Source organism: Pseudomonas sp. P5_B2, assembly GCF_056400445.1.
In genome coordinates this window covers 1-8,243 of the sequence record NZ_JBFULH010000171.1, presented here as the reverse complement: position 1 = coordinate 8,243, position 8,243 = coordinate 1, and the positions used below count along the sequence as shown (strand labels likewise).

Genomic DNA, 8,243 nt, shown 5'->3' with positions numbered 1-8,243 from the left:
ATCCATTGCCGTGGCGATCTTGGCCTTCCAGATGCCAGTCGACATGGCGTTCGCCGCCGCCGGGTATGGCTTCGCTTACGGTCTGTGGCCCATCGCCTGGATCATTGTGGCGGCCGTGTTCCTCTACAAATTGACGGTCAAGAGTGGCCAGTTTGAAGTGATCCGCAGTTCGGTACTGTCGATCACCGACGACCAGCGTTTGCAGGTATTGCTGATCGGCTTCTGCTTCGGTGCGTTCCTCGAAGGCGCCGCTGGTTTCGGTGCGCCGGTCGCAATTACCGCCGCGCTGTTGGTGGGACTGGGCTTCAATCCGCTATACGCCGCCGGCCTGTGCCTGATCGCCAACACCGCACCCGTCGCATTCGGAGCCTTGGGGATTCCGATCATCGTGGCCGGGCAAGTGACCGGCATCGACGCCTTCAAGATCGGCGCCATGACCGGTCGCCAACTGCCACTGCTGTCGTTGTTCGTGCCGTTCTGGCTGGTGTTCATGATGGATGGCCTGCGCGGCGTTCGGGAAACCTGGCCTGCCGCACTGGTGGCCGGTTTGAGCTTTGCCGTCACCCAGTACTTCACTTCGAACTTCATCGGCCCGGAACTGCCGGACATCACCTCGGCCCTGGCCAGCCTGATTTCCCTGACCCTGTTCCTGAAGGTCTGGCAACCAAAACGCGCCGCCGGCCAGCACATCGTCGGCGCCGTCTCGGCGTCCGTGGTAACCGCCAGCACCGGTGGTTTCGGCCAGAAGCGCACCACCGTCGCTTCGCCTTACAGCCTCCTGGAAATCATCAAAGCCTGGTCACCGTTCCTGATCCTCACCGTACTGGTCACCATCTGGACCCTGAAACCGTTCAAGGCGATGTTTGCTGCCGGCGGCTCGATGTACAGCTGGGTGTTCAACTTCRCCATCCCGCACCTGGATCAAATGGTGATCAAGGTTGCACCGATCGTGGCGGCTCCCACTGCTATTCCGGCGGTATTCAAACTCGATCCGATCTCCGCGACCGGTACCGCTATTTTCTTCTCCGCGCTGATTTCGATGCTGGTGCTGAAGATCAACATCAAAACTGGTCTGACCACTTTTAAAGAGACCGTCTACGAACTGCGCTGGCCGATTCTGTCGATCGGCATGGTGCTGGCGTTTGCCTTCGTCACCAACTACTCGGGCATGTCGTCGACCATGGCTCTGGTATTGGCCGGCACCGGCGCAGCCTTCCCGTTCTTCTCGCCGTTCCTCGGCTGGCTGGGTGTGTTCCTGACCGGTTCCGACACCTCCTCCAACGCACTGTTCAGCTCACTGCAAGCAACCACTGCGCACCAGATCGGTGTCAACGATGTGTTGCTGGTAGCGGCGAACACCAGCGGCGGCGTGACCGGCAAGATGATCTCGCCACAATCGATCGCCGTGGCCTGCGCTGCGACCGGCCTGGTGGGCAAAGAATCGGATCTGTTCCGCTTCACCCTCAAGCACAGCCTATTCTTTGCAACGATAGTCGGTTTGATCACCCTGGCTCAGGCCTACTGGTTTACCGGCATGCTGGTGCACTAAGTACTACAGGTTAAAAAAGCAAAAAACGACGCCGGACCACGATTCCGGCGTCAGCAATTCACAACCCGGTCTGCAATAGCGGACGGATAACCGGGACCACCCGGAGACACGCCTGATGAGCGAGCTTTTTTACAACGCCTTGCCGAACGCGACCCGCGTCGCCCCGCCAATGCCCGAGCCTCGGCAATACCCCAGCGAAAAACCGTCACGGGTCTACCTGTTCGGTACCTGCGTGGTGGATTTGTTCTACCCGGAAGCCGGGATGGACGCGATCCACTTGCTGGAACGCGAAGGCATTCGTGTCGAGTACCCGCAAGGGCAGAGCTGCTGCGGACAACCGGCCTACACTTCGGGTTACACCGAGCAGGCAAGGACCGTGGCGCGTTCGCAACTGGCGCTGTTTGCCGGCGACTATCCGGTGGTGGTGCCGTCCGGTTCGTGTGCCGGGATGTTGCGTGAACACTATGCCGACTTGTTCAAGGACGAGCCGCACACGTTGAAGCAGGTTCAAGCCCTGGCGGCCAGAACGTATGAACTGGCCGAGTTCCTGCTGTTTGTCTGCAAAGTGCAGCTCAAGGACAGAGGCGCACCGGTCAAAGTGGCGTTGCACACGTCATGTTCGGCCCGCCGTGAGATGAACACCCACCTGCACGGTCGCGAGTTGTTGGCGCAATTGAGCAACGTGGAGCGGGTCAATCACGATCACGAAAGTGAATGCTGTGGCTTTGGCGGGACTTTCAGCGTCCGAATGCCAGACATTTCCGGCGCGATGGTGGCAGACAAGACCCGGTCGTTGAAGGACTCCGGCGCGCACAAGGTACTCAGTGCCGACTGCGGCTGCTTGATGAACATCAACGGCTCGCTGGAGAAACAAAAGGAAGCGTTACGCGGCCAACACCTGGCCAGTTTCCTCTGGCAGCGAACCGGAGGTGCACGATGAGCGCCTCCACGATTATTCCGACGGTCAGCGTCGAAGAAGATTTCCGCGCCAGGGCTCACAAGGCTTTGGACGACAAGCAACTGCGAAACAACTTTCGCACTGCGATGGATTCACTGATGGCAAAACGGGCAGCGTCTTTCAGCGATGCCCACGAGCGAGAACATTTACGAGCGCTGGGCAATGCTGTCCGCGCCCGAGCATTATCCAAGTTGCCCGACCTGCTCGTGCAGCTTGAACAGAACCTGACCCGCAACGGTGTGACAGTGCACTGGGCGGAAACGGTGGACGAAGCCAATGGCATCGTCCTTTCGATCATCCGCGCTCACGAGGGGCGGCAAGTGATCAAGGGCAAATCGATGGTCAGCGAAGAGATGGAGATGAACCATGTCCTCGAGGCTCAAGGTATTGAATGCCTGGAGTCGGACATGGGGGAGTACATCGTCCAGCTCGACCACGAGAAGCCTTCACACATTATTATGCCGGCGATCCACAAGAATGCCGGTCAGGTCGCGTCCTTGTTCCACGACAAACTTGGCGTGGAATACACCAAGGACGTTGACCAACTCATTCAGATCGGTCGCAGAGTCTTGCGGCAGAAATTCTTTGAAGCGGACATCGGCGTCTCCGGTGTCAACTTCGCCGTAGCCGAAACCGGCACCCTGTTGCTGGTGGAAAACGAAGGCAACGGGCGCATGACCACCGCCGTACCCCCGGTGCACATCGCCGTCACCGGCATCGAAAAAGTCGTGGAAAACCTGCGCGACGTAGTGCCGCTGTTGTCACTGCTGACCCGTTCGGCGMTGGGCATTCCGATCACCACCTACGTCAACATGATCTCCGGCCCGCGCAAGGAACATGAGCTCGACGGCCCTCAGGAAGTGCACCTGGTCTTGCTCGACAACGGTCGCAGCCAGGCGTTTGCCGACAGTGAACTGCGCCAGACCCTGAACTGCATCCGCTGTGGCGCCTGCATGAATCATTGCCCGGTCTACACCCGAATCGGCGGTCACGCCTATGGGGAGGTTTACCCCGGGCCTATCGGAAAAATCATCACGCCGCACATGGTCGGCCTGGCGAAAGTGCCCGACCACCCCAGCGCTTCATCCCTTTGCGGTGCATGCGGCGAAGTTTGCCCGGTAAAAATTCCTATCCCGGCACTCCTGCGTCGCCTACGGGAGGAGAACGTCAAAGCGCCGGACAGCCCGCATCAAGTCATGCGTGGTCAAGGCAGTAAGTATTCACGCAAAGAACGGTTCATCTGGAACGCCTGGGCCAAGCTCAACAGCTCGCCGACGCTGTACCGACTGTTCGGCTTCTTCGCCACTCGCCTGCGCGCGCTGACGCCGAATAATGTCGGCCCGTGGACACAAAACCACAGCGCACCGAAACCCGCTGCCCGCTCACTGCACGACATGGCCCGYGAACATCTGGCCAAACAGGGAGACCGCTGATGAGCGCCAAGCAAAACATCCTCGCCAAATTACGCAAAAGTCTGACCGGCACCACGCCCGTGCCTGACGAATTCGACGTCGAACTGGTGACCGCGCCTTACACCTACAGCGCTGAACAACGCATCCCGCAGCTGCGCAAATTGATGGAAGCGGTGCACACCGAAATCCATCTGACGTCCGGCGAAGGCTGGCCTTCGCTGCTGGCTCAGTTGTTACAGGCTCGCCAGCTGCCTAGCCTGTTGATCGCGCCGACGACGCCTCACGGTCAACACCTTTCACAGCATTGGGCGAATAATCCGGGGCTGCCGACACTCAAGGCCTACGACCGCCCGATTGAAGAATGGAAAGCAGAGTTGTTCAACGACACCCCGGCCAGCCTGACCGGCACCCTCGGCGCCATCGCCGCCACCGGCAGCCTGATTCTGTGGCCGACCCGGGAAGAACCGCGTTTGATGAGTCTGGTCCCGCCGGTGCATTTCGCCCTGCTCAAGGCCAGCGAGATCCGCGACAATTTCTATCAGGTGCAACAGGAATTCAACTGGGCCCAAGGCATGCCGACCAACGCTCTGCTGGTGTCCGGCCCGTCGAAAACCGCAGACATTGAACAGATTTTGGCCTACGGCGCACACGGTCCGAAAGACTTGGTGGTTTTGATCCTGGAGGACCAATGAGTCTACCGGCGGCTTTCCTGAGAGATGCGCAGCAACTGATCCCCCAAGAGCGACGTTTCGACGACCCGCTGTCGACATTGGCCTTCGGCACTGACGCCAGCTTTTATCGACTGATTCCGAAACTGGTGATTCGCGTCGAGTCGGAAGACGAAGTCGTCGCGCTGCTCAAACTGGCACAAAGGGATCAGGTCCCGGTGACCTTCCGCGCCGCTGGCACCAGCCTGTCTGGCCAGGCCATCAGCGACTCGGTGCTGATTGTCCTGGGGGATAACTGGAACGGCCGCGAGATCCGTGGCCAAGGTACGCAAATCCGTCTGCAACCGGGCGTGATCGGCGCACAGGCCAACGCTTGGCTGGCCCCGTTCGGACGCAAGATCGGCCCGGATCCGGCCTCGATCAACGCCTGCAAAATCGGCGGCATCGTCGCCAACAACGCCAGCGGCATGTGTTGCGGCACGGCGCAGAACACCTATCACACGCTGGCCGGCATCCGGCTGGTGCTGGCCGACGGCAGCCGACTCGATACCGAAGACGCGGCCAGTGTCGCGGCGTTTCGTCAAAGCCACGCCTCACTGCTTGAGCGTCTGGCCACGTTGGGCCGTGAGACGCGCGCCAATGCCGAACTGGCTGCGCGAATTCGCCACAAATACCGTCTGAAAAATACCACCGGCTTGTCACTCAATGCTTTGGTGGATTTTGATGAGCCTGTGGATATCTTGAGCCACTTGCTGGTGGGATCCGAAGGCACCCTCGGCTTTATCAGCGCGGTGACGTACGACACAGTGATCGACCACCCGAACAAAGCCTCGGCATTGATCGTGTTCCCCGACGTGGAAACCTGCTGTAACGCCGTGACCGTGCTGAAAAGCCAACCGGTGTCGGCCGTGGAACTGCTGGACCGCCGCAGCCTGCGCTCGGTGCAGAGCAAACCCGGCATGCCCGCTTTCGTACAGCACCTGTCGAACAATGCCTGCGCGCTGCTGATCGAATCCCGCGCTGCATCGTCGACCTTGCTGCAAGAACAACTGGCGCAGATCATGGCGTCGTTGACCTCGTTCCCGGTGGAGAAACAGGTCGACTTCACCGAAGACCCGGTGGAAAACGCTCGTCTCTGGGCGATCCGCAAAGACACCTTCCCCGCCGTCGGCGCCGTGCGTAAAACCGGCACCACTGTGATCATCGAAGACGTGACCTTCCCGGTGGAACAACTGGCCCTCGGCGTAAACCGCCTGATCGAGTTGTTCGACAAACATCACTACGACGAAGCGATCCTTTTCGGACACGCACTGGAAGGCAATCTGCACTTCGTCTTCACCCAAGGCTTCAACAACCCGGAAGAAGTCGCACGCTATCAGGCGTTCATGGACGACGTGGCGCAATTGGTGGCGGTGGAGTTCGGCGGCTCGCTGAAGGCTGAACACGGCACCGGACGCAACATGGCGCCCTTCGTCGAGCTGGAATGGGGCAGCGATGCGTACCAGTTGATGTGGCAGCTCAAACGCCTGCTCGACCCCAACGGCATTCTCAACCCGGACGTGGTGCTCAGCGAAGACCCGCAAATCCACCTCAAGCACCTGAAGCCATTACCGGCCGCCGATGAAATTGTGGATAAGTGCATCGAGTGCGGCTTCTGCGAGCCGGTGTGCCCGTCGAAAGGCCTGACCCTGAGCCCGCGCCAGCGCATCGTGATCTGGCGGGATATTCAGGCTAAAAAGCGCGCCGGCGTCGACACCACCGAACTTGAAGCGGCTTACGAATACCAAGGCATCGACACCTGCGCGGCCACCGGCCTTTGTGCGCAGCGCTGCCCTGTAGRCATCAATACCGGCGAACTGGTGAAAAAACTCCGCAGCCGGAACGCCAAGCATGTGAAAACGGCGAATTGGCTAGAAGGAAATTTCGCCACCGCACTGCAAGGCGCCCGCTTCACCCTTCACGTGGCCAATGGCGCTCGGATGTTGTTGGGTGCACCACGCCTGGCAAAGCTTTCGGCGACCCTGACGAAGCTGTCCAAAGGTCAGGTCCCGCAATGGACCAATGCCATGCCGCAGCCGGAAAAAGCCATTCGCTTCAGCCCGACCGTGTCGGACGAGCGCCCCCGGGTGGTGTACCTGGCGGCGTGTGTGTCGCGGGTCATGGGCCCGGCGGCCGGTGATGTAGAACAGATGTCGCTGTTCGACAAAACCCGCAGCCTGCTGGAAAAGGCCGGTTACCAAGTGGTCTTCCCGGACAATCAAGACAACCTCTGCTGCGGCCAGCCATTCGCTTCCAAAGGTTACGCCGAACAGGCCGAACACAAACGCCAGGAACTGATCGGCGCCTTGCTGCACGCCAGTCGCGGCGGGCTCGACCCGATTTACTGCGACACCAGCCCCTGCACCTTACGGCTGGTTGAGGATTTGGGCGAGGTTCGACTGGACCTGTACGACCCCGTGCGTTTCATCCGAACGCATTTGATGGATCGCCTGGATTTCACGCCCCAGGAAGCGCCGATTGCCGTGCACGTCACCTGCAGCACCCAGCATCTGGGCGAAGGCCAGGCATTGATCGATCTGGCGCGCAAGTGCAGCAAAACCGTAGTCATTCCGGAAGGGATTCACTGCTGCGGGTTTGCCGGTGACAAGGGATTCACTACGCCGGAATTGAATGCTCATGCGTTGAGAACGCTCAAGGACGCGGTTCAGCAATGCAGCGAGGGGATCTCGACCAGTCGCACTTGTGAGATAGGGCTGACACAACACAGCAGGATTGACTACCACGGGCTAGTCTATCTAGTGGATCGCGTTACCAAGGCCAGGGTGAACTGATAGCAGGAACTCAAGGAAGGCGAGTTATGCGCCTTCTGTAATGCTTCTTGCTGGAATCGACAGCCCTGCCGTAGAAAATTCGAACCCTGACTTGTCGACGCAGTCCACCTATCAAGTCCCGCAARCGTGGGGCCTTTCCAAAACTCGGCAGACCGTCCTTGTGGTCAGCGATGCCTGGTTCTTCAGTTCAAGGAGATGCACATGAAACATTCTGTACTGTTTGGCCTTTTCGTTACTGCTTCCCTGATGACTTCTGCTTCATTTGCTGCTGAAGACCTATGCGCGGTCAACCTGAAAACGATCGAAAATAACCAGGCGGAGTACCAGAGTTCAGAAGACATGATGGGTACGATCAAAGAAGGCGTTGAGAAGGCCAAAGCCGATCAGGCAAAAGGAACTGCAGAAGGCACAAAAGCTTGCATCGCTGAAACGAATGAGGTCATCCAGGCCATGAAGAATGCCAAGAAAGGCAGTAAATAGCCGCAGCGCTCAGGGCCAACCTTCGGGTTGGCCTTCTGAGCCTTGTTGGCGTACACTGCGCAGGCTTGTTGCTCACTTTGATTCACAGAGCAGCAAGCTCGGGGCCGTTTAGGATTCGACGCCGGTTGCGAAACTTTAGGTGCATGCCGAGTTGGTAACAGAACTCGTAAATCCACTGTTGCAACTTCTTATAGTTGCCAATGACGAAACCTACGGGGAATACGCTCTCGCTGCGTAAGCAGCCTTAGCCCTTCCCTCCTGGTACCTTCGGGTCCAGCAATCATCAGGGGATGTCTGTAAACCCAAAGTGATTGTCATATAGAACAGAATCGCCGTGCAGTACGT

The 8,243-nt window shown here is 59.0% G+C and carries 6 protein-coding genes and 1 other RNA gene; all 7 read left to right on the top strand.

Going from position 1 to position 8,243, the window contains the following annotated elements; all coding sequences use genetic code 11:
- A partial coding sequence (locus tag AC1DRJ_RS14720; protein ID WP_477802804.1) for a lactate permease LctP family transporter occupies positions 1–1,549 on the top strand: 1,549 nt, incomplete at its 5' end.
- Between the two features lie 115 nt (positions 1,550–1,664).
- Entirely contained in the window at positions 1,665–2,489 is an 825-nt protein-coding gene (locus AC1DRJ_RS14715; RefSeq protein WP_477802803.1) for a (Fe-S)-binding protein, read from the top strand.
- A complete protein-coding gene (locus AC1DRJ_RS14710) occupies positions 2,486–3,940 on the top strand; it encodes a LutB/LldF family L-lactate oxidation iron-sulfur protein (protein WP_477802802.1) in 1,455 nt (484 codons plus the stop codon). Before AC1DRJ_RS14715 ends, AC1DRJ_RS14710 begins: the two co-directional genes overlap by 4 nt.
- Entirely contained in the window at positions 3,940–4,611 is a 672-nt protein-coding gene (locus AC1DRJ_RS14705; RefSeq protein WP_477802801.1) for a LutC/YkgG family protein, read from the top strand. Before AC1DRJ_RS14710 ends, AC1DRJ_RS14705 begins: the two co-directional genes overlap by 1 nt.
- The gene (locus AC1DRJ_RS14700; RefSeq protein WP_477802800.1) at positions 4,608–7,418 is read left to right on the top strand and encodes an FAD-binding and (Fe-S)-binding domain-containing protein; all 2,811 of its coding nucleotides are present in this window, start codon (positions 4,608–4,610) and stop codon (positions 7,416–7,418) included. The genes AC1DRJ_RS14705 and AC1DRJ_RS14700 overlap by 4 nt, the downstream gene beginning before the upstream one ends.
- A gap of 201 nt (positions 7,419–7,619) precedes the next feature.
- Positions 7,620–7,898, top strand: a complete 279-nt coding sequence (locus AC1DRJ_RS14695; protein WP_477802799.1) for a hypothetical protein — start codon at positions 7,620–7,622, stop codon at positions 7,896–7,898.
- 100 nt (positions 7,899–7,998) lie between these two features.
- Positions 7,999–8,243: a transfer-messenger RNA gene (gene ssrA, locus AC1DRJ_RS14690) on the top strand; the annotation flags it as partial.